The organism is Acidipropionibacterium jensenii DSM 20535 (assembly GCF_000425285.1).
Lineage (GTDB): Bacteria > Actinomycetota > Actinomycetes > Propionibacteriales > Propionibacteriaceae > Acidipropionibacterium > Acidipropionibacterium jensenii.
Map to the genome: position 1 here is coordinate 86,576 of NZ_AUDD01000005.1, position 21,425 is coordinate 108,000.

Here is a 21,425-nt window from a genome sequence, read left to right on the forward strand (position 1 = left end):
CGGGCTCACTCGCCCTGGCCGGCGAAGATGTCGATGCGATCTCCCTCGGCCACCGTCACGATCGCGCGCTTGGTGTCCTTGCGACGGCCAAGACCGTCGCGGGTGCGACGCGCCTTGCCCTTGCGGTTCATCGTGTTGACCCCGACGACCTTGACGCCGAAGATCTGCTCGATGGCGATCTTGATCTCGGTCTTGTTGGCCGTCGGCCGCACCAGGAAGGTGTAGGCGTTCTGGTCGAGCAGGCCGTAGCTCTTCTCGGAGACGACCGGCGCGAGGATGATGTCCCGCGGGTCGCGAATCTTCAGATCGCTCACTTGGCGTCCTCCTCATCGGAGCCCGCCTTGGCGGACTTGACGGCGTTGACGAAACCAGCGGCCTCAGCGGCCTCGGTGGTGGCGAACCAGACCTCGGCGATGGTGCGCCCGTACCAGGGCGACTCCGGGGTGTGGAACTTCATGGAGCTCTCATTGCCCTTGATGTCGAATCCCTCGGGCGGGTTGTCCCCGCGGAAGGAGTCCGAACCGAAGGGGTGCAGGTCTGCGGTGTCGGTCTCGGGGACCTCGACCTCGGCGGCATCCGTGCCGGCGCCGACGAAGGCGTCGAAGGCGGCCCGGGTGAAGACCACCTGGTCGGACTTGACGACGTCGTAGGCGTTGAGCTGGTCAGCGGCCAGCACGTGCACCTCGGCGAGGTTGCGCACCGACAGCCAGGAGTTCTCCTCCTGGCGTCCCAGCACGACCAGGACCTTGTTGAGCTCGCCGATCGAGGCGAGCACGGCCTTGGCGGCCTTGGTGGAGGGCTTGTCGCCCTCGACCAGGGAGGTCAGCACGAACAGCTGCCCGTCGCGAGCCCGGTCCGACAGCGCCCCGCGCAGGGCGGCGGCGACCATCTTCTTGGGGGTGCGCTGGGCGTAGGAGCGGGGCTGCGGACCGTGCACGACTCCACCACCGACCCACTGGGGGGCGCGGGTGGAACCCTGACGGGCGCGGCCGGTGCCCTTCTGGCGCCACGGCTTCTTGCCACCGCCGGACACCATGGCCCGGGTCTTGGTGGCGTGGGTGCCCTGGCGAGCGGCGGCCTGCTGGGCCACCACGACCTGGTGGATCAGCGGAATGTTGGTGGCGACGTCGAAGACGTGGGCCGGAAGCTCGACGGAGCCGGACTTCTTGCCCTTCGCGTTCAGGACGTCGACGGTCTTGTTCTCACTCATGCGGCATCCCCATTCTTGGCAGCCTGCTTGGCGGCGCTGCGGACGACCACGAGGGAGCCCTTGGCACCGGGAACGGCGCCCCGGACCAGGATGATCCCGCGCTCGGAATCGACCGAGTGCACCGGAAGGTTCTGGACGGTGATCCGGTCATTGCCCATCCGGCCGGCCATCCGCATGCCCTTGAGCACCTTGCCAGGGGTGGAGCAGCCACCGATGGAACCGGGTGAGCGGTGCTTGCGGTGGACGCCGTGGCTGGCGCGCAGGCCCTTGAACCCGTGGCGCTTCATGACGCCGGCGGTGCCGTGGCCCTTGCTGGTGCCAGTGACATCGACGATCTCGGCGGCCTCGAAGACGTCGGCGGTGATCTCCTGTCCGAGGGTGTACTCGGAGGCGTCGGAGGTCCGCAGCTCGACGAGGTGCTTGCGGGGGGTGACCCCGGCACGCTCGAAGTGGCCGGACTCCGGCTTGGTGACCTTCTTGGCCTTGACGGCGCCGAAGCCGAGCTGGACGGCGGAGTAGCCGTCGGTCTCGGGGGTGCGCACCTGGGTGACCACACAGGGCCCGGCCTGGATCACGGTGACGGGAACGACCTTGTTGTTCTCGTCCCACAGCTGGGTCATGCCGAGCTTGGTGCCCAGCACGCCCTTCACTTTGCGTTCATTGCTCATGGTGCTCAACCTCACGGAAGCTTGATCTCGATGTCGACGCCGGCCGGCAGGTCGAGACGCATCAGCGAGTCAACCGTCTTGGGGGTCGGGTCGAGAATGTCGATGAGCCGCTTGTGGGTGCGCATCTCGAAGTGCTCGCGGCTGTCCTTGTACTTGTGGGGCGAACGGATTACACAGAACACGTTCTTCTCAGTAGGAAGCGGCACCGGGCCTGCGACCTTGGCCCCCGTACGGGTCACCGTGTCGACGATCTTGCGCGCCGACGAGTCGATGACCTCGTGGTCGTAGGCCCGCAGCCTGATGCGGATCTTTTGTCCCGCCACAGTTGTTCCTTCTACTCGTCCCTGCCCCGCCCGGATTACTCCGGTGCGTTCAGAGGGTTCCGGCATGGGACCCGGCTGAGGCCGCGTCCCGCATTGTCAGATCCAGGTGAATGGTTCCGACGACCGTCCAGGTCATCGGAAGATCCACGAGGCTCCTTCCAGCTCCTCCACCGGCCCCCGAGGTCGGGTGTGTCGCGCACCTGAGGGACGCACTGCACCTGAGCTCTCCTGGCCATGTACCGGGGAACGGACATCACTACCGGGGAACACTGTGCATTTGTGCATCCTCCGAGGCGCCACACCCGCTGTGGGGCGGACATCGCATCGGACCGTCCTGGGACGACCGCCACGATGAGTGGTGTGGGCTCCGATGCCTTCCCGGGATTCCACGAATCACTGGACAGCGCACCGAGGCCCGCTTCGGAGCAACCCGGACAGTCTCTCACGCATCCCGCCCGAGGCCAAATCGAGAGGGATCCGTGTTCGGTCCCCACCCCCGGACGGGACGCGGCCCGCTCAGCGCGCGGCGATGACCTCGGCGAACCGGCGGAGCCTGGCCAGGCAGGACTGGCGACCCAGGATCTCCATCGACTCGAAGAGCGGCGGGGAGACCCGGTTGCCCGTGACGCCGACCCGGATCGGGGCGAACCCGACCCGCGGCTTGATCCCCAGCTCCTCGCACACCCCGGTGCGCAGCGCCTGCTGGATCGGCTCGGCGGTGAACTGCTCATCGGTGAGCTGCTCCAGGGCGGCGATCCCGGCCGCCAGGATGGCCGCCGGGTCTCCCTTCAGCTTGGCGGTGGAGTCCTGGTCGAAGGTCAGCTCGTCATCGGCGACCAGCAGGAAGGACAGCTTCGGCACCGCCTCCGACAGCAGGGTGAGCCGCTCCTGGATGAGCGGCACGCCGGCCCGGATGAGGTCGGTGGTGCGCTGCGAGGGGTCGACCAGCTGCCCGGCGGAGGTGGCGTGGGCGAGCACCCGGTCGGCCAGCTCCCCGGTCTCCAGGCTGCGGATGTACTGGCCGTTGAGCCAGTCCAGCTTGGTGACGTCGAAGACCGGTCCGCCGGTGGAGATGTCCTGCCAGCGGAACCGGTGGGTGAAGGACTGGAAGCTCTCCACCTCCTGACCCTCGGCGATCGTCGGGTAGGCGAGCAGCTGGAGGAAGTTGCGCAGCGCCTCGGGAAGATACCCCTGCTCGCGGAACCACATCAGCCGGGCGGCCGGATTCTTGCGCTTGGAGATCTTCGACTTGTCGGTGTTGCGCAGCAGCGGCATGTGGGCGAACTGCGGCGCCTGCCAGCCGAGCCAGCGGTAGAGCAGCAGGTGCTTGGGGGTCGAGGAGATCCACTCCTCGCCGCGGACCACCGTGTTGATGCCCATCAGGTGGTCGTCGACGACGACGGCCAGGTGATAGGTCGGGAAGCCGTCGGCCTTGAGGATGACCTGGTCGTCGGGGTGGGGTGCCCGCACCTCGCCGCGGATGAGGTCGTGGAAGCCGAGCTCGACGTCGTCGGGGATCAGCATCCGGACCACCGGGGTCTCGGTGAATCCAGGCAGCTTCGAGCGCTCCTCCTTGGTCATCCCCAGGCACATCCGGTCGTATCCGGTGTCGGGGGACTTCGCGGCGGCCCGCTCGGCCCTCAGCTGGGCCAGCCTCTCGGGGGAGCACCAGCAGTGGTAGGCGTGGCCCTCGGCGAGCAGCCGCTCGACATAGGGCCGGTAGGTGTCCAGCCGCTCGGACTGCTTGTACGGGGCGTAGGGGCCGCCCAGCAGGGGGCTCTCGTCGGGGCCCAGCCCCAGCCAGTCGAGGGTCTGGTAGATCTGCTCCTCGGATCCCTGGACCAGTCGGTTGCGGTCGGTGTCCTCGATCCGCAGCACAAACTGCCCGCCGGTCTGACGGGCCCATGCCTTGTCGAACAGGGCCATGTAGGCCGTTCCGACATGGGGATCGCCGGTCGGGGAGGGGGCGACGCGGGTGCGCGCGGGAGTCTGCGGGGAATCAGTCATGATGAGGACACTGTACTTTCCGGCCGGCCCCTGGGGCCCGCCGTCTCCCCGGGACCCGGGTGCCGCGTTGCCCGGGGTCCGGCCGAGTACTGGTAATTTTCGGGTCATGGCAGAACCCACCCCCTCACCCGTCAGCGCCCCCTCCCACCGGAGACCGGCCGAGCAGCCCGCACCCGCCCCGGCCGCTCCCTCGGACTTCATCCGCGAGGTGATCCGCGAGGACAATGAGCAGGGCACCTACGACGGCCGGGTCCAGACCCGCTTCCCCCCGGAGCCGAACGGCTACCTCCACATCGGCCACGCCAAGGCCATCGTCACCGACTTCGGCATCGCCGCCGACTTCGACGGGGTGTGCAATCTGCGTCTCGACGACACCAACCCCGGCACCGAGGAGACCGAGTACGTCCAGGCGATCGTCGACGACATCGCCTGGCTGGGATACGTCCCCGGCAGGGTGGTGCACGCCTCCGACTACTTCGAGCAGCTCTACCGGTGGGCGCAGTACCTCATCGAGCAGGGCCTGGCCTATGTCGACGACCAGGACCCCGAGACGATCTCGGCCCAGCGCGGCGGCTACGGCCGTCCCGGCGTCGAGAGCCCCTACCGGGACCGACCGGCCGCCGAGAGCCTGGACCTGCTGGAGAGGATGCGCGCCGGGGAGTTCCCGGACGGTTCCCGCTGCCTGCGAGCCAGGATCGACATGCAGGACGAGAACATGTGGCTGCGCGACCCGGTGATGTACCGGATCCGTCACCTGAGCCACCACAGCACCGGCGAGAAGTGGAAGATCTACCCCACCTACGACTGGGCGCACGGCCAGTCCGACGCCATCGAGGGGGTCACCCACTCGCTGTGCTCCCTGGAGTTCAACAGTCACCGTCCGCTCTACGAGTGGTTCCTGGCGCACCTGCCGCTGGATCGTCCGGCTCCCAAGCAGCGCGAGTTCGCCCGCCTGGAGCTGACCCACACCATCACCTCCAAGCGCCGCCTCAAGAAACTGGTCGACGACCGGCTGGTCGACGGCTGGGATGATCCGCGGATGCCCACCCTGCGGGGAATGCGCCGACGCGGCTACCCGGCCGCCGCGATCCGCGACTTCTGCACCGCGATCGGCACCACCCGCAACAACTCGGTGCGTGCCATCGAGGAGTTCGAGTCCTTCGTGCGCAAAGAGCTCAACCGCACGGCGCTGCGTCGGATGGCGGTGCTCCGGCCCCTGGCGCTGATCCTGGACGGCTGGCCCACCGATGCCGAGGGCAACCCGGTCGTCGAGTACTTCGAGATCGTCAACAACCCGGAGAACCCCGACGACGGGGTCCGCAAGGTCCCCTTCACCGGAACCCTGTGGATCGAGCAGGACGACTTCCGGGAGAATCCACCGCGCAAGTACTTCCGGCTCTCGCCGGGACGCGAGGTGAGGCTGCGCGGGGCCTACCTGGTGACCGCCACCGACGTCGTCAAGGACGAGGCGGGCGATGTCGTGGCGGTGCACGCCAGCTACGACCCGCAGTCGCGCGGGGGCAACGCCCCCGACGGCCGGAAGGTGAAGTCCACCATGCACTGGGTCTCGGCGGCCCATGCCGTGGAGGCCGAGGTGCGGCTCTACGACCGGCTGTTCACCGCCGAGGTGCCCGGCGAGGCGACCGGAGAGGCCCTCGACGACCTCAACCCGGCCTCCCGGGAGACGCTGACCGGCTGCAAGCTGGAGCCCGCCGCGGCCCAGACCGACCCTGGAGAGATGATCCAGTTCGAGCGGCTCGGCTACTTCGCCGCCGACACCGAGCAGCCGATGCTCTTCCACCGGACGGTGGGGCTCCGCGACGAGTGGGCCCACATCCAGAAGCAGCAGGCCAAGTGAGGATGGTCCGATGACCGCCACCGGCGGTGTCTCGTCCGCAGTGCTGACCATCCTGGCCAGCACCGATGTGCACGGGCACCTGTACAACTGGGACTACTTCAGCGACGCCCCCTTCCCCGCCGACCCCCGGTCGACCGGGGGGCAGGCCCAGCCGCCGCTGGGGCTGGCCCGGATGTCGACCATCGTGGCCCGGGTCCGAGCCGAACGGGCTCCCGGGGCGGTCGCCCTGCTGGACAACGGCGACACCATCCAGGGCACGCCGCTGACCTATCTGTGGGCCCATCCCGAGCGGGCGGGCAAGGACCAGCAGCTGGACTGCGACCCGATGGCGCGGGCGATGGACCTGATGGGCTACGACGCCGCGGTGATCGGCAACCACGAGTTCAACGCCGGTCTCGAGGTGCTCGCGGCCCATACCCGCAGCCTCACCGCACCGCTGCTGGGAGCCAATGTCATCGACCGGTCCACCGGTAAGCCGCTCACCCGCGCCACCGCCATGGTGGAGAAGGCGGTGGCCGGCCACCGGGTGCTGCTCGGGGTGATCGGGGTCACGACGCCGGGTTCGGCGGTCTGGGACCGCAGCCACCTGGACGGTCGGGTGGCACTGACCGATCCCATCGAGGCGGCCGCCCGGCAGGCCGGTCGGTTGCGCCGGGCCGGCGCCGATGTCGTCGTGGTGCTCGCCCACAGCGGGCTGGACGAGGCCGACCGCCCGCCGATCTACCGCCAGATGGCGGAGAACTGCGCCACCTCGCTGGCCGGCACCGTTCCCGAGATCGATCTGGTGATCGCCGGCCACACCCACGCCGCCCCGCTGTCGAGGGTCGTCGAGGGAGCCTCCGGACACCGGGTGCTCATCGCCCAGCCGGGGGCATGGGCCAGCGCCATCGCCCGCGTCGACATCCCGCTGCTCCTCGGCGACCCGGCGCAGCCGGACCGGGGCCCGGTCGTCCGGGTCGACCACTCGGCCGTACCGGACTGGATCACCATCTGTCCCACCGCCGGGCAGGACGACGACCCCAGCCTGGTCGCCAACCCGCAGCTGGCAGCCGCCCACCGCCGGACGGTGGCCTATGTCAACACCCCGGTCGCCCGGTGCACCACCACCCTGAGCGCCCGGTCGGCGACCGTCCGCGACACCCCGATCCTCGACCTGGTGGCCCAGACCCAGGTCGACGCCGTGGCCCGGGCGCTGGCCGATCTCGGCGGCGAGGACGCCGATCTGCCGGTGATCGCCCAGGTCTCCCCCTTCTCCCGGACCGCCGAACTACCCGCCGGCCAGGTGAGACTGCGCGACATCGCCGGGATGTACCCCTTCGAGAACACCCTGGCCGCGATCCGGCTCACCGGCGGCCAGCTGCGCGACTACCTGGAGCACTCGGCGTCCTACTTCGGGCAGGTGGCCCCCGGCACACCGATCGATCCGAGACCGGTCACCGAGGGAGGCATCACCCGGGCCAGCCGCCAGGGCCGCACGGTCTGGGACTACAACTTCGACGCCCTCACCGGGGTGACCTACCGGATCGACATCACCCGACCGGTCGGGTCCAGGATCTGCGACCTGGCCTGGCAGGGCACGGAACTGGCCACCGACCAGCCCTTCGCGCTGGCCGTCAACAACTACCGGCTCAACGGCGGCGGCGGATTCCCGCACGTGCGTCAGGCCCCGGTGCTGTGGGACGGCCAGCTGGAGATCCGCCAGCTGCTCATCGAGACCGTGACCGAACGCGGGGTCATCGACCCGGCCGACTTCTTCACCAGGAACTGGGAGGTCGTCGCCGGCCGCTGAGTCCCCGCCCGGACAACTAGTGTTGGCCCCATGACTGACTCGATCGCTGTACTGACGGACTTCATCGGTCGCATCCGCGACGAGGGGGGCCGGGTCTGCGACGGACTGGACGACGAGCTGGCCCGCTACCAGGCGGCTCCCGCCACCAACACCATCTGCTGGCTGCTGTGGCACACCGCCCGCGGACTCGACGCCCAGCTCCACGACGTGCTCGGCGGCGACCAGTTGTGGGCCGACGAGTGGGCCGAGAGACTCGGGCTGCCGCTTCCGGACAGTCGGTTGGGGGCCGGCGCCACCGGCTACGGTCAACGACCCGAGGATGTCATCCACGTGGTCGCCCCGGTGCAGGATCTGCGGGCCTACCTCGAGGCCGCCTGCGAGGATGCCGCAGCACTGGTCGGGGCCCTCGACCAGGCCGATCTGGACCGGGTCGTCGACGACAGCTACACCCCGCCGGTCACCCTGTCGGTGCGCATCGTCTCGATCATCACCGACTGCCTCCAGCATCTGGGCCAAGCGGGATTCCTGCGCGGCATCGCGGAACGGGCAGCCGCTGAGTGAGCCTCCCCTCCTCCCCGGGGTCGCCGGAGGACACCACTCAGGACCTCGCCCACCAGCCGCCGGCCCCCGCCCAGCGTCTTGAGGAGGGCCGCATCGCGCTGCTCGTCGAGAGATGGAACAGCACCCAGCGCACCCTGGCCCGTCGAGTGTTCAGCGACGCCTCGGTGGTCGGGGTGGTGCTCGGGCTGTTCGGCTTCTGGACCGCACTGACCCCCAGCCTCATCTCCCGGACCTGGTGGATGACCGCCGCCAGCGTCTTCCTGTCCACCCTGTTCGCCTACGGGGTCGGAGTGCTGGTGGGGGCCTGCGCACGAGGATTCGCCCGGCTCATCGGGCTGCGGGTCACCGCCTCCTCGCGAGCGGTGGCCGTGCTGCGCCGGATCGGCTACGGGGTACTGGTCGCCACCACGGTCGTGGTGTGGTTCTGGAGCATCCAGCAGCAGCGCGACATCTCCCGGACGGTCCACCTGCCGGGCCGGGTCTGGTGGAGCCAGACGGTCGGGGCGGTAGTGGGTCTGGCGGCCGTTGTCGCCTCGATCGGGCTGGTGCGGGCCCTCAGGCACGGCGTGGCACTGCTCTACGCCGGTGTCCGCCGGTTCATCACCCAGCCGGTGGCCGCCGGCGGTGTGCTCATCCTCGGACTGGTGGTGCTGCTCATCGCCACCAACAATGTCATCGTCACGACGGCTGCGAATGCCGTCGCCCATCAGATGAGCGTCATCAATGACCGGACCACTCCCGGGGTCCGACGACCCGACTCGACGCTGAGATCGGGAGGCCCGGGATCGGTGGAGAGCTGGTCGAACCTGGGCCGCAAGGGCCAGAACTACATCAGCGACGGACCCTCGGCCGCCGACATCGCCGAGCTGACCGGTCACCCGGCGAAGGAACCCATCCGGGTCTATGCGGGGCTGCCGGCCGACCACGACCTGGCCGCCGGGGCGCGGACCGTCCTCGCCGAGCTCATCCGGACCCGCGCCTTCGACCGCAAGGTGCTGGTTCTGCACACCACCACCGGCGCCGGCTGGGTGGAGGAGTGGTCGGTGGCATCGGTGGAGTACCTCACCGGCGGCGACTGCGCCACCGCCACGATGCAGTACAGCTTTCTCGGCAGTCCGGCGGCCTTCCTGCTGGACCGCAGTTCCGCCCAGCGAGCCGGGACGGTGCTCCTCGACACCGTGCACGCCTACTGGAGTCGGCTGGATCCGGTCCATCGTCCCCGGCTCTACGCCGCTGGGGTCTCGCTGGGTTCCTACGGCGGTCAGGCGGCCTTCAGCTCCGCCGGCGAGATGATGTCGAGGGTCGACGGGGCGGTGTGGGTGGGCACCCCGGGATTCACCCCGATCTGGAGAGATCTCAACGCCTCACGGCAGCAGGGCTCCCCCGAGGTCGCACCGGTGATCGACAACGGCCGTCACATCCGCTTCGCCCCCACCCCGCGGTATCTGGACCGCAACCGCTGGGGATCCCCCTACGGCAGCTGGCAGACGCCGCGGGTGGTCTACCTGCAGCACACCTCCGACCCGGTGGTGTGGTGGTCCCCCTCGCTCATCTGGCGCGAACCCGACTGGATCCGGGAGAGGGCCGGCATCGACGTCAACCCGAGGATCTCCTGGACTCCCTGGTCCACCTTCTGGCAGGTCACCGCCGACATGGCCATCTCGGTGGCCACCCCCGGCGGCCACGGCCACAGCTACCACGAGGAACTGGTCGACGCCTGGGCCCAGGTGCTGGGCACTCGCTCCTCGCAGGCCCAGCTGCAGCGGATCAAGGAGCAGGCTCCCAGGACCATCCGCGCCGGGGACTGAACTCCTCCCACGTGCCGCACACGCACCGCTGTTGACACGGCAGCACCCCGGAACGCACAGTCCCCGAAACGCACAGTGGCCCGTCCCCCTCGGGGGACGGGCCACGGCCCTGCGAACAGGAATCAGATCACTTGAGGATCTTGGTCACACGACCGGCGCCGACGGTGCGGCCGCCCTCGCGGATAGCGAACTTCAGCTGCTCCTCCATGGCGATGGGGTGGATCAGGTGAACGGTCATCTCGGTGTTGTCACCGGGCATCACCATCTCGGTGCCCTCGGGCAGCTCGACGGTTCCGGTGATGTCGGTGGTCCGGAAGTAGAACTGCGGGCTGTAGTGGGAGAAGAACGGCTTGTGACGGCCACCCTCCTCCTTCTTCAGCACGTAGACCTGACCCTCGAAGTCGGTGTGCGGAGTGGTGGTACCCGGCTTGCACAGCACCATTCCACGCTGTACCTCCTCCTTCTTGGTGCCACGGAGCAGGACGCCGATGTTGTCGCCGGCCTCGCCCTCGTCGAGGATCTTACGGAACATCTCGACACCGGTGACGGTGGTCTTGGTGGTCGTGTCGTGGACGCCCACGATCTCGATCTCCTCGCCCGTCTTGACGATGCCGCGCTCGACACGGCCGGTCACCACGGTGCCACGACCGGTGATGGTGAAGACATCCTCGATCGGCATCAGGAAGGGCTTGTCCAGCTCACGCTTCGGGGTCGGGATGTACTCGTCGACCGCGTCCATCAGATCGAGGATGGACTGGGTCCACTTCGGGTCACCCTGCAGAGCCTGGAAGGCGGACACCCGGACGACCGGGCAGTTGTCGCCGTCGAACTCCTGAGAGGTCAGCAGCTCGCGGACCTCCATCTCGACGAGCTCGATGAGCTCCTCGTCATCGACCATGTCGCACTTGTTGAGGGCGACGACGATGGCGGGGACGCCGACCTGGCGGGCGAGCAGGACGTGCTCGCGGGTCTGGGGCATCGGGCCGTCGGTGGCGGCCACCACGAGGATCGCACCGTCCATCTGGGCGGCACCGGTGATCATGTTCTTGACGTAGTCGGCGTGCCCGGGGCAGTCGACGTGCGCGTAGTGACGCTTCTCGGTCTGGTACTCGATGTGAGCGATCGAGATGGTGATGCCGCGCTGGCGCTCTTCAGGGGCCTTGTCGATCTGATCGAACGCCGACTCCTCGTTGAGTTCCGGGTACTTGTCGTGCAGCACCTTGGAGATCGCCGCGGTGAGCGTCGTCTTGCCGTGGTCGATGTGTCCGATGGTGCCGATGTTGACGTGCGGCTTGGTCCGCTCGAACTTGGCCTTTGCCACTGGGGCTCCTTCTGAAAATGTCGCCCGCTCTTGCGCGGTGCGCGTCGTGTGGTTGCCCGTAGGCGGATCCCACGGACATCTTCTGGACGGCCCCGACCCGAGGTCAGGGAACTCGTCCTAGTCTGCTGCATGGGCTGCCCTCAGTCAAACTGACGGACCCATGAGAATACGCCGACAGAACAGGCCCGGTCCCCCGGGTCCATTCGGCGGTCATGACGCCGGGCGGGGAAGGTTGCTCCCCCGCCCGACACCGTGGACAGTACCCCCGTCGGGAGGTACTGCCAGCGGTCACTTGGTGCCGTTGGCCTTCGCGATGATCTCCTCGGCCACGGAGGTCGGGGTCTCACCGTAGGAGTCGAACTCCATCGAGTAGGAGGCCTGGCCGGAGGTCTTGGACCGCAGGTCGCCGACATATCCGAACATCTCGGACAGCGGGACCAGCGCCCGGACCACCTTGTTCCCGTGCTCCTCCACCATCTCCTGGATCTGGCCGCGGCGGGCGTTGAGGTCGCCGATCACGGTGCCCAGGTAGTCCTCGGGAGTGGTCACCTCCACCGCCATCAGCGGCTCGAGGATTCCGGGCTGAGCCTTGCGGGCAGCCTCCTTGAAGGCCATCGATCCGGCGATCTTGAAGGCCATCTCGGAGGAGTCGACCTCATGGTAGGCGCCGTCGAGGAGGGTGCACTTGAGATCCTCCATCGGGTAGCCGGCCAGCACACCGAACTGCATGGCGTCACGGACACCGGCGTCCACCGAGGGGATGTACTCCTTGGGGATGCGGCCGCCGGTGACGGCGTTGACGAACTCGTAGCCGGAGCCGGGCTCGGTCGGCTCGATGGAGATGACCACCCGCGCGAACTGGCCGGAACCACCGGTCTGCTTCTTGTGGGTGTACTCGTACTTGTCGACCTTCTTGTGAATGGTCTCGCGGTAGGCCACCTGCGGCTTGCCGATGTTGGCCTCCACGTGGAACTCGCGCTTCATCCGGTCGATGAAGACGTCCAGGTGCAGCTCGCCCATGCCGGCGATGATGGTCTGGCCGGTCTCCTCGTCGGTGTGCACCCGGAAGGTCGGGTCCTCCTCGACGAGGTGCTGAATCGCGGCGGCCAGCTTCTCCTGGTCGGCCTTCGACTTCGGCTCGATGGCCTGCTCGATGACCGGGTTCGGGAAGACCATCGACTCCAGCACGATCGGGTGTGCCGGGTCGCACAGGGTCTCGCCGGTGGTGGTGTCCTTCAGACCCATCACCGCGCCGATCATGCCGGCGCCCAGCTCGGCGACCTCCTGACGCTTGTTGGCGTGCATCAGGTAGATCTTGCCGATCCGCTCCTTCTTGTCCTTGGTGGCGTTGAGCACCTGCTCGCCGGCCTTGAGGACTCCGGAGTAGATCCGCACATAGGTCAGCTTGCCCAGGTGCGGGTCGGTGGCGATCTTGAAGGCCAGCACCGACAGCGGGTCGTCATCGGTGGGCTTGCGGTCGATCTCGACCGACTCGTCGCCGGGCTTGAAGCCCTTGATCGCCGGGACGTCCTCGGGGGAGGGCAGGTAGTCGACGATGGCGTCGAGCAGGGGCTGGACGCCCTTGTTCTTGAAGGAGGTGCCGCAGGTGACGGCGGTGAACACGTTGGCGATGACGCCGCGGCGGATCGCCGCCTTGATCTGCTCCTTGGTCACCGAGTCGGGGTCATCGAGGTAGACCTCCATGAACTCCTCGTCGTTCTCGGCGACGGTCTCCAGCATCTCGGCGCGGGCGGCCTCGGCGGCCTCCTTGAGATCGGCGGGGATCTCCTCGGTCTCGAAGTGGGCGCCGAGCTCGGTCTCGCCGCGCCAGGTCTTGGCGTCCATGTCGATGAGGTCGATGATGCCGATGAAGTTCTCCTCGGCGCCGATCGGCAGCTGGAGGAGCACCGGAATGGCGTGCAGACGCTCCTTGATGGTCGTCACGCAGTGCTCGAAGGAGGCGCCGGTGCGGTCCATCTTGTTGATGTAACAGATGCGCGGAACACCGTAGTGAGCAGCCTGGCGCCAGACGGTCATCGACTGCGGCTCGACACCGGCGACGCCGTCGAAGACAGCGACAGCGCCGTCGAGAACGCGCAGCGCACGCTCCACCTCGACGGTGAAGTCGACGTGTCCGGGGGTGTCGATGATGTTGATCTGGATGTCATGCCAGAAGGTGGTGGTGGCGGCCGAGGTGATGGTGATCCCTCGCTCCTGCTCCTGCTCCATCCAGTCCATGGTGGCGGCGCCGTCGTGGACCTCGCCGATCTTGTAGGACTTTCCGGTGTAGTAGAGGATGCGCTCGGTCGTCGTGGTCTTACCGGCGTCGATGTGGGCCATGATGCCGATATTGCGAACCTTGGTCAGGTCTGTGGTGGCCACAGTGTTCAAACCTCAAATCTCTGAATGAGTCGTCTGGGCGGGTTGATTCCTGGCACGGATGAGCCGGAGGCGGAACTGCGACCGGGGAACCCGCGAGATGTGTGATGAGCAGGCAGGCGCCGATGAGCCCGGGGCATCGCCCGGCAGGCCCATCGGCGCACATTCTGCTGCTGACTGCATGGTGGTGCCCCCTCGTCCATCGACGAGGGGGCGGAGAATCACCAGCGGTAGTGCGCGAAGGCGCGGTTGGCCTCGGCCATCTTGTGGGTGTCCTCGCGACGCTTCACCGAAGCGCCGAGGCCGTTGGAGGCATCGAGGATCTCATTCATGAGCCGCTCGGCCATGGTCTTCTCCCGACGCTCGCGGGAGAACCCGACCAGCCAGCGCATCGACAGGGTGGTGGCGCGGGCGGGCTTGACCTCGACGGGCACCTGGTAGGTGGCGCCGCCGACTCGCCGGGACTTGACCTCCAGGGAGGGCTTGATGTTGTCGAGAGCGCGCTTGAGAGTCTGCACCGGATCGGTGTTGGTCTTGGTGCGGCAGCCCTCGAGGGCGGTGTAGACGATGTCCTGGGCGACGGTCTTCTTGCCGTCCTTGAGGATCTTGCTCACCAGCTGGGAGACGATCGGAGACCCGTACACCGGGTCGACCATCACGGGGCGCTTGGGCGCCGGTCCCTTACGAGGCATGGCTCACTTCTCCTTTTTGGCGCCGTAGTGGCTACGGGCCTGCTTGCGGCCCTTGACACCCTGGGTGTCGAGGGAGCCGCGGACGATCTTGTACCGGACGCCGGGGAGGTCCTTGACACGGCCGCCGCGCACGAGCACCATCGAGTGCTCCTGCAGGTTGTGACCGATCCCGGGGATGTAGGCCGTGACCTCGATACCCGAGGACAGGCGCACACGCGCAACCTTGCGAAGGGCCGAGTTCGGCTTCTTCGGGGTGGTGGTGTAGACGCGGGTGCACACGCCACGGCGCTGCGGGGAGCCCTTGAGGGCAGGCGTCTTGTTCTTGCTGATCTTGTCAGTGCGGCCCTTTCGGACCAACTGCTGGATTGTAGGCACCGGCTGGTATCTCTTTCCGTTGGGTTCTTGTTCCCTGGCTGCGCACCTGGTGCACCGGCGTCGGGATCACCGCTGTCCCTCGCTCTGGCGTCTCAGATACTGTACGAACTCCGCACCGGCGGACCGTCTCGCAGCAACTCGAGAGGTCGTGTCGCCGTGCCAGGGCACGCACACAGTGTCCGGGCACACCGGACACGGTAGTGAAGAATATCTCTGCGCGGCCCGATTGGCAAAGACGGTCGGTCGTAGGCTCTCGGTCATGATCTCGCTCGCCACCATCGGGACCAGCGCCATCACCGAGCATCTGCTCGACGCCGTCGCCGACAGTTCCCGGATCCGCCACACCGTCGTCCACTCCCGCAGCGCCGCCCGCGGCCGGGCCTTCGCCGACCAGGTCGGCGTCGACCGGGTGGTGACCACCCTCGAGGAGCTCGCCGGGTCCGGGATCGACGCGGTCTACATCGCCAGCCCCAATGCCCTGCACCACGACCAGGCCCGGGCCATGCTGCGGGCCGGCAAGCACGTCCTGGTCGAGAAGTCGGCCTGCGTCACCCCCGCCGGCTGGCAGGATCTGGTCGACCTCGCCCGGGCCAGGGGGCTGGCCCTGCTGGAGGCCAACCGCAACTCGGTGTGGCACCCGGGCACCGCGGCCCTGCGCGAGGCACTCCCCCGGCTCGGCAGGATCCGGCTGTCCCAGCTGGGCTACTGCCAGCGGTCCAGCCGGTACGACCGGTTCCTGGCCGGCCAGACCCCGGGGATCTTCGACCCGGCGATGGGGGCCGGTGCCCTGATGGACATCGGCACCTACGCCCTGGAGGCGATGATCGAGCTCTTCGGCCAGCCCCCGACCTTCAGCACCGAGGCCGTTCTCATCGGGCACCAGCAGCCCGGGACCGCCGACCGGCAGGATCGACCGCTCGATCCGTCGATCGACGGGGCTGGCGTCCTGACCGCCCGGTACCCCGGCCATCTGTGCACGGTGACCTGGTCGAAGATCAGCGACTCCAGTGCCCCGAGCGTGATTCAGGGGGAGGACGCCACCCTCACCGCCGACTCCATCGAGGACCCCTCGCAGCTCACCCTCACCGCCAGGGGGTCGCGCCAGGTGATCGAGATCCCGCGCCGCCGGATCCGCGACATGGGTCACGAGTTGGAGGCCTTCGCCGACGCCGTGGAGGATCCCTCCCGCTGCTCACTCCCCCAGCGCTGGACGGCCCAGCGGCTCGACCTGATGGCCGAGATCCGTCGCCGCACGGGTGTCCGGCTGGCGGGCAGCTGAGCTTCGGGTCGGATCAGGCGCCGGTGCTGGGCAGACCGGGCCGCCCGCCGGTCCCGGAACTCTGCGGGGTCGACGTCGTCACCGTGGAGATCGGTGCGACCGGTCGGGTCGGGGCGCTGGCCCCACCGGGTCCGGCGCTGTCGGACTCGGCCCAGGAGAACCCGGCCGTCCTGGTGTAGGTCGATCCCTTGATGGTGATCGTGTACGACCCGCCGCCCAGGTAGGGCAGGGTCACATCGGGGAAGACATTGCGGCGCGCGTCGCCGGTCGCGGTGGCCGTCGTCGTCCAGCTCCTCGATCCGCCGCCGGCCCGGGAGACCGTGAAGGTCACCCGCTCGCCGTCGGTGAACCCGTAGCTGGTGAGGGTGATCCTGTCATTGCGGTGCCAGCTGCTCCTGGAGAAGCCGATGCCGGTCGGGAAGGCCAGCACGTCGGCCTGTTCCGACTCGTCGCCGTGGTACTCGTCGCCGATCACGCACACCGCGACCGCCGAGTACCACCCCGGGGTCCTGGCCGTCACCGTCGTGGTGGCGCTGGCGGTGGTGAAGTCGGTGACGTCGGCGTCGTCCCAGTCGTCCGCCTCGGGACCCAGGACCGCCAGCTCGATGCCAGTCGCCGGCGTCTGGCAGCCGGTCACCGTGAAGGTGATCGTCATCGGGGCGTCTCCCTCGGCGGGGCTGGCCACCACCGTCGGGGTCGGCAGGTCCAGGCCCTCGTCGGAGGGGTCGTCCGTGGGGTCGTCGGAGTCGGCGGGGATCGAGGCCGAGCCGGAGGGGTCCGTCGCCCCGGAGGGGGAACCCGTGGGGGTCGGGTCCGCGGAACCGGCCGAGTCGGTGGGGCTGGCAGGGTCTGCGGGACTGGCAGGGGCCGAGGTGGTACCGGCGGACTGCCCGGCCCCGGCCGAGGGGGCCGATCCCGAACCGTCCCCGCCGGCCGAGGGGGTGGCGGAGGTCTGGGAGGAGGTGGCGCCGGCCGCCGGGTCGTCGGCCATCGCCAGGGAGGCGCCGAGGGGGCCTGTCAGCATCGCCAGGCACAGAGATCCGGACACGAGATACCTGCTGCGGGACATGGGTCGGCCTCTCTCGACGACTGCTGAACCCGGTTCACGGGCGGTCGCTGCGAACGCTATCGCATCGCCGAGCCAGATCGCATCCATCGGCGACATGTCGGGCCGAGCGGGAGACATGACAGGGGCCGCGGGCCACCTCCCTGAGGAGGATGCCCGCGGCCCCTGACCGAACCTGTCGGTGTCAGTCCATGTCGCCGAAATCGAGATCATCCAGCGGTACCGCCGATGAGCTGGACCCGAAGTCGTAGTCGAACGGGTCGTAGTTCATCGTGAAGGCGGCTGCCTTGGCCTCGGCGGTGGGCTCCACGCGCAGGTTGCGGTAGCGCTCCAGACCGGTGCCGGCGGGGATCAGCTTGCCGAGGATGACGTTCTCCTTGAGACCGACCAGGGTGTCGGTCTTGCCGTTGATCGCCGCATCGGTGAGGACCTTGGTGGTCTCCTGGAAGGAGGCCGCCGACAGCCACGAGTCGGTGGCCAGGGAGGCCTTCGTGATGCCCATCAGGACCGGACGGCCCTCGGCGGGACGACCGCCCTCCGAGACCGCCTTGCGGTTGGCCGCCTCGTAGTGCGGACGGTCCACCAGCTCGCCGGGCATCATCGGGGTGTCGCCGGACTCGATGACCGTGACCCTGCGCAGCATCTGCCGGATGACGATCTCGATGTGCTTCTCGTGGATACCGGCGCCCTGGGTGTTGTACACCTTCTGGACCTCGGAGACGAGATGCTCCTCCACCTTGCGCACGCCGAGGACGCGAAGCACGTCCTGCGGGTCGAGGGTGCCGCCCATCAACTGCTGGCCGGCCTCCACCTGCGTGCCGTCGCGCATCACGAAGTGCTTGCCGTCGGCGTCGAACTCCAGACGGGCCCGCCTGGGCAGCGGGTACTCGACATCCTCCTCGCCGTCGTCACGGACCAGGATCAGCTTGCGCCGCGACTCGGAGTCGTCGAGCCTGATGACACCGGCCGCCTCGGCGATCGCGGACTTGCCCTTCGGGGTACGGGCCTCGAAGAGCTCGACCACGCGGGGAAGTCCCTGGGTGATGTCGTCGCCGGCCACACCACCGGTGTGGAAGGTACGCATCGTCAGCTGGGTGCCGGGCTCGCCGATCGACTGGGCGGCGATGATACCGACCGCCTCGCCGACGTCGACCAGATTTCCGGTCGACAGGGATCGTCCGTAGCACCGGGCGCAGCACCCCTGGGGAGCCGCGCAGGTGAGCACCGAGCGCACCTTGATCTGGCTGATCCCGTGCTTGATGAGCTCGGTGATCTCGGCGTCGCCGAGGTCGGAGTTCGCCGCGACCACGACCGTGCCGTCGGCGTCCACCGCATCGGCGGCCAGGCACCTCGAGTAGACCGAGGTCTCCAGATCGCCGACCGGGACCAGCGTGCCCTTGCCATCGTCGACCGCGATGGTCTTCGGCATCCCGCGGGTGGTCCCGCAGTCCTCCTCGCGGACGATGACGTCCTGGGAGACGTCGACCAGACGACGGGTGAGGTAGCCGGAGTCGGCGGTACGCAGAGCGGTGTCGGCCTGACCCTTTCGACCGCCGTGGGTGGAGATGAAGTACTCCAGGACCGTCAGGCCCTCACGGAAGTTTGACTTGATGGGTCGGGCGATGATCTCGCCCTTCGGGTCGGCCACCAGACCTCGCATGGCGGCGATCTGACGCATCTGGGTCATATTCCCTCGTGCGCCCGAGTGCACCATCATGTAGATCGGGTTGGTCTGGGTGAAGTTCGCCTCCATCGCCTTGGTGAGCTCGGCGGTGGCCTCGGTCCAGATCTGGATGAGGTCCTGACGACGCTCGTCCTCGGTGACCGCACCGCGCTCGTACTCGCGGTCGACCTTGTCGGCGCGGGACTCGTAGCCGGCCAGGATCTGCGGCTTGGTGGGCGGGGTCTGCACATCGCCGATGGACACCGTGACGCCCGACAGCGAACCCCAGCGGAAGCCGACGTCCTTGAGCCGGTCGAGGATCACCGCGACATCCAGCTGCGAGCGGTCCTCGGCCAGGTCGTTGACGATCTTGCCGATCTGCTTCTTGCCGACCAGGTAGTCCACGTAGGGGTAGTCCTTCGGCAGCGCCTCGTTGAACAGAGCCTGTCCCAGCGTGGTGTTGAGAATGACCGACCCGTCGGCGCGCACCGCCTCGCCGTGCGGCGCGGTGATGTCGTGCAGACGCAGCTTGATCTTGGCGCCGATCTCCAGCTCGCCCAGGTCGTGGGCCATGATCGCCTCGGCGACCGAGGAGAAGGCCTTCCCCTCACCCTTGAGCCCGTCCAGGGCCATCGTGAGGTAGTAGGCGCCGATGATCATCTCGTGGCTGGGCAGGGCGACCGGACGGCCGTCAGCCGGCTTGAGGATGTTGTTGGTCGACAGCATCAGGATCCGGGCCTCGGCCTGGGCCTCGGCGCTCAGCGGCAGGTGGACTGCCATCTGGTCGCCGTCGAAGTCGGCGTTGAAGGCCGAGCAGACCAGCGGGTGGAGCTGGATGGCCTTGCCCTCGATGAGCTGAGGCTCGAAGGCCTGGATGCCCAGTCGGTGCAGGGTGGGTGCGCGGTTCAGCAGCACCGGGTGCTCCTTGATGACCTCCTCGAGGACATCCCAGACCACCGGACGCTGACGTTCCACCATCCGCTTGGCGGACTTGACGTTCTGGGCGTGCTCCAGATCGGCCAGCCGCTTCATCACGAAGGGCTTGAACAGCTCCAGGGCCATCGCCTTGGGCAGACCGCACTGGTGCATCTTGAGCTGCGGGCCGACCACGATGACCGAACGGCCGGAGTAGTCGACGCGCTTGCCGAGCAGGTTCTGGCGGAACCGGCCCTGCTTGCCCTTGAGCATGTCGGACAGCGACTTCAGCGGGCGGTTGCCCGGTCCAGAGACCGGACGGCCACGGCGACCGTTGTCGAACAGCGAGTCGACGGCCTCCTGGAGCATCCGCTTCTCGTTGTTGACGATGATCTCCGGGGCGCCCAGGTCCAGCAGCCTCTTCAACCGGTTGTTGCGGTTGATGACGCGGCGGTACAGGTCGTTGAGGTCGGAGGTGGCGAACCGTCCGCCGTCCAGCTGCACCATCGGGCGCAGGTCCGGAGGGATGACCGGGACGGCGTCCAGCACCATGCCGACCGGCGAGTTGCCCGACTCCAGGAAGGCCTGGACGACCTTGAGGCGCTTGAGGGCGCGGGTCTTCTTCTGACCCTTGCCGTTCTTGATGATGTCGCGCAGGGTCTCGGACTCGGCGGCCAGGTCGAAGTCCTGGAGGCGGCGCTTGACGGCCTCGGCCCCCATGAACCCCTCGAAGTACTTGCTGAACCGGTTCTTCATCTCCCGGTAGAGCACCTCGTCGCCCTCGAGGTCCTGAACCTTGAGGCTCTTGAACCGGTCCCAGACCGCATCCAGGCGGTCCAGCTGACGCTGGGCGCGGTGGTCGATCTGGCGGATCTCCTTCTCCCCGCCGTCCTTGACCTTGCGGCGGGTGTCGGCCTTGGCGCCCTCGGCCTCCAGCTGGGCGAGGTCCTCCTCGAGCTTGGTCCGTCGGGCCTCCAGCTCGTTGTCCCGGCGCCGGGTGAGGTGATCGCGCTCGGCCTGGATCTTGGCCTCCAGGGAGGGCAGATCGCGGTGGCGCGTCTCGTCGTCGACCGAGGTGATCATGTAGGCCGCGAAGTAGATGACCTTCTCGAGGTCCTTCGGGGCGATGTCCAGCAGGTAGCCCAGACGCGAGGGGACACCCTTGAAGTACCAGATGTGGGTGACCGGGGCGGCCAGCTCGATGTGGCCCATCCGCTCGCGGCGGACGTTGGACCGGGTGACCTCGACGCCGCAGCGCTCGCAGATGATGCCCTTGAAGCGCACCCGCTTGTACTTGCCGCAGTAGCACTCCCAGTCGCGGGTCGGTCCGAAGATCTTCTCGCAGAACAGCCCGTCGCGCTCCGGCTTCAGGGTGCGGTAGTTGATCGTCTCAGGCTTCTTGACCTCGCCGTGGCTCCACTCACGGATCTGATCTGCGGTGGCCAGGCCGATCTGCAGTCTGTCGTAGTAGTTGGTGTCCAGCACAGTGCTTCTCTTTCCCCCACCCGTGG

At 68.2% G+C, this 21,425-nt stretch carries 16 protein-coding genes; 5 read left to right on the forward strand and 11 right to left on the reverse strand.

All coding sequences use genetic code 11. The features are described from left to right. Nucleotides 1–5: 5 nt before the first annotated feature. The 5 genes from rplW to gltX form a co-directional block, all read right to left on the reverse strand. Nucleotides 6–314, reverse strand: coding sequence for a 50S ribosomal protein L23 (gene rplW, locus H590_RS0104430; protein ID WP_028702618.1), 309 nt, complete (start codon nt 312–314; stop codon nt 6–8). After that, nucleotides 311–1,210 (reverse strand): 50S ribosomal protein L4, sunset domain variant, encoded by a 900-nt coding sequence (gene rplD / locus H590_RS0104435; RefSeq protein ID WP_028702619.1) that lies wholly within the window; start codon nt 1,208–1,210, stop codon nt 311–313. The genes rplW and rplD overlap by 4 nt, the downstream gene beginning before the upstream one ends. Then, the gene (gene rplC / locus H590_RS0104440) at nt 1,207–1,878 is read right to left on the reverse strand and encodes a 50S ribosomal protein L3 (protein ID WP_028702620.1); all 672 of its coding nucleotides are present in this window, start codon (nt 1,876–1,878) and stop codon (nt 1,207–1,209) included. Before rplC ends, rplD begins: the two co-directional genes overlap by 4 nt. A gap of 11 nt (nt 1,879–1,889) precedes the next feature. After that, on the reverse strand, nt 1,890–2,201 hold the full coding sequence (gene rpsJ, locus H590_RS0104445; protein ID WP_015071250.1) for a 30S ribosomal protein S10: 312 nt from the start codon (nt 2,199–2,201) through the stop codon (nt 1,890–1,892). A gap of 516 nt (nt 2,202–2,717) precedes the next feature. Beyond that, nucleotides 2,718–4,127, reverse strand: coding sequence for a glutamate--tRNA ligase (gene gltX, locus H590_RS0104455; RefSeq protein ID WP_028702621.1), 1,410 nt, complete (start codon nt 4,125–4,127; stop codon nt 2,718–2,720). Between the two features lie 187 nt (nt 4,128–4,314). Between gltX and H590_RS0104460 the strand changes: the two genes are divergently transcribed. From H590_RS0104460 to H590_RS14880, 4 genes are read left to right on the forward strand one after another with little or no spacing between them, the layout of a single operon-like run. Next, nucleotides 4,315–6,066: a glutamine--tRNA ligase/YqeY domain fusion protein gene (locus H590_RS0104460; protein WP_028702622.1), complete on the forward strand. Its 1,752-nt coding sequence runs from the start codon at nt 4,315–4,317 to the stop codon at nt 6,064–6,066. A 10-nt stretch (nt 6,067–6,076) separates the two neighbouring features. Further along, nucleotides 6,077–7,855, forward strand: coding sequence for a bifunctional metallophosphatase/5'-nucleotidase (locus tag H590_RS14875; RefSeq protein ID WP_051238172.1), 1,779 nt, complete (start codon nt 6,077–6,079; stop codon nt 7,853–7,855). A 30-nt stretch (nt 7,856–7,885) separates the two neighbouring features. After that, nucleotides 7,886–8,416, forward strand: coding sequence for a mycothiol transferase (locus H590_RS0104470; RefSeq protein ID WP_028702623.1), 531 nt, complete (start codon nt 7,886–7,888; stop codon nt 8,414–8,416). After that, the gene (locus H590_RS14880; RefSeq protein WP_071161698.1) at nt 8,413–10,224 is read left to right on the forward strand and encodes an alpha/beta hydrolase; all 1,812 of its coding nucleotides are present in this window, start codon (nt 8,413–8,415) and stop codon (nt 10,222–10,224) included. The genes H590_RS0104470 and H590_RS14880 overlap by 4 nt, the downstream gene beginning before the upstream one ends. A 127-nt stretch (nt 10,225–10,351) precedes the next feature. Here H590_RS14880 and tuf read toward each other — a convergent pair whose 3' ends face one another. The 4 genes from tuf to rpsL all read right to left on the reverse strand — a co-directional run bounded on the left by tuf (nt 10,352) and on the right by rpsL (nt 14,991). Then, nucleotides 10,352–11,545: an elongation factor Tu gene (gene tuf / locus H590_RS0104480; RefSeq protein WP_028702624.1), complete on the reverse strand. Its 1,194-nt coding sequence runs from the start codon at nt 11,543–11,545 to the stop codon at nt 10,352–10,354. A 288-nt stretch (nt 11,546–11,833) separates the two neighbouring features. Further along, nucleotides 11,834–13,927 carry an elongation factor G gene (fusA, locus tag H590_RS0104485; protein WP_028702625.1) on the reverse strand — a complete coding sequence of 698 codons (2,094 nt, stop codon included), beginning with the start codon at nt 13,925–13,927 and terminating at the stop codon, nt 11,834–11,836. A 218-nt stretch (nt 13,928–14,145) separates the two neighbouring features. Then, on the reverse strand, nt 14,146–14,616 hold the full coding sequence (rpsG, locus tag H590_RS0104490; protein WP_028702626.1) for a 30S ribosomal protein S7: 471 nt from the start codon (nt 14,614–14,616) through the stop codon (nt 14,146–14,148). Between the two features lie 3 nt (nt 14,617–14,619). Beyond that, complete coding sequence (gene rpsL, locus H590_RS0104495; RefSeq protein ID WP_027587840.1) at nt 14,620–14,991, reverse strand: 30S ribosomal protein S12; 372 nt, start codon at nt 14,989–14,991, stop codon at nt 14,620–14,622. A gap of 259 nt (nt 14,992–15,250) precedes the next feature. On the opposite strand from rpsL, the gene H590_RS14885 reads away from it, so the two are divergent. Continuing rightward, nucleotides 15,251–16,270, forward strand: coding sequence for a Gfo/Idh/MocA family protein (locus H590_RS14885; RefSeq protein ID WP_051238173.1), 1,020 nt, complete (start codon nt 15,251–15,253; stop codon nt 16,268–16,270). A 13-nt stretch (nt 16,271–16,283) separates the two neighbouring features. Here H590_RS14885 and H590_RS18625 read toward each other — a convergent pair whose 3' ends face one another. Further along, nucleotides 16,284–17,318 carry a hypothetical protein gene (locus H590_RS18625; protein WP_161626000.1) on the reverse strand — a complete coding sequence of 345 codons (1,035 nt, stop codon included), beginning with the start codon at nt 17,316–17,318 and terminating at the stop codon, nt 16,284–16,286. 202 nt (nt 17,319–17,520) lie between these two features. After that, the gene (locus tag H590_RS0104510; RefSeq protein ID WP_028702628.1) at nt 17,521–21,399 is read right to left on the reverse strand and encodes a DNA-directed RNA polymerase subunit beta'; all 3,879 of its coding nucleotides are present in this window, start codon (nt 21,397–21,399) and stop codon (nt 17,521–17,523) included. Nucleotides 21,400–21,425: the final 26 nt, after the last annotated feature.